The organism is Peptostreptococcus anaerobius 653-L (assembly GCF_000178095.1).
Taxonomy (GTDB): Bacteria; Bacillota; Clostridia; order Peptostreptococcales; family Peptostreptococcaceae; genus Peptostreptococcus; species Peptostreptococcus anaerobius.
Genome location: NZ_ADJN01000013.1, coordinates 1 through 541, shown reverse-complemented (window position 1 = coordinate 541; position 541 = coordinate 1). Strand labels below are relative to the sequence as shown.

Sequence of the window (541 nt, the reverse complement as noted above, 5' to 3'; positions counted from 1 at the left end):
ACAAGTTACTTCAACTAGCAACTTATTAATAGTATCACATTTTTCAATAAATGTAAATACTTTTTTTGAAATTTTTTTCAAAAGTTGGTGCCTAGAGGCGGAATCGAACCACCGACACGGGGATTTTCAGTCCCCTGCTCTACCGACTGAGCTATCTAGGCATAAATGGTGGGCCTAGCTGGACTCGAACCAGCGACCTCACGCTTATCAGGCGTGCGCTCTAACCACCTGAGCTATAGGCCCATAATATTAAGTTGACTGGCAGGGGTGGAGGGACTCGAACCCCCGGCGCACGGTTTTGGAGACCGACGCTCTACCAACTGAGCTACACCCCTATGGTTGAATGGTGGACCATCAGGGACTCGAACCCCGGACCTACCGGTTATGAGCCGGGCGCTCTAACCAACTGAGCTAATGGTCCATAAGTGTTGGTAATATATTCAATATGTGGTGCCGAAGACCGGAATCGAACCGGTACGAAAGTATAAGTTTCGCAGGATTTTAAGTCCTGTGCGTCTGCCAGTTCCGCCACTTCGGCACT

General features: G+C 48.8%; 5 tRNA genes. All 5 read right to left on the bottom strand.

Annotated elements, in window-relative coordinates:
* Window positions 1–85 precede the first annotated feature (85 nt).
* The 5 genes from HMPREF0631_RS01125 to HMPREF0631_RS01105 all read right to left on the bottom strand — a co-directional run bounded on the left by HMPREF0631_RS01125 (window position 86) and on the right by HMPREF0631_RS01105 (window position 538).
* Window positions 86–161 (bottom strand) — tRNA-Phe (locus HMPREF0631_RS01125).
* 5 nt (window positions 162–166) lie between these two features.
* Window positions 167–243: transfer RNA gene (locus HMPREF0631_RS01120), tRNA-Ile, on the bottom strand.
* 16 nt (window positions 244–259) lie between these two features.
* Window positions 260–335 (bottom strand) — tRNA-Trp (locus HMPREF0631_RS01115).
* A 9-nt stretch (window positions 336–344) separates the two neighbouring features.
* Window positions 345–421: transfer RNA gene (locus HMPREF0631_RS01110), tRNA-Ile, on the bottom strand.
* Window positions 422–448: 27 nt separating this feature from the next.
* Window positions 449–538 (bottom strand) — tRNA-Leu (locus HMPREF0631_RS01105).
* Window positions 539–541 lie beyond the last annotated feature (3 nt).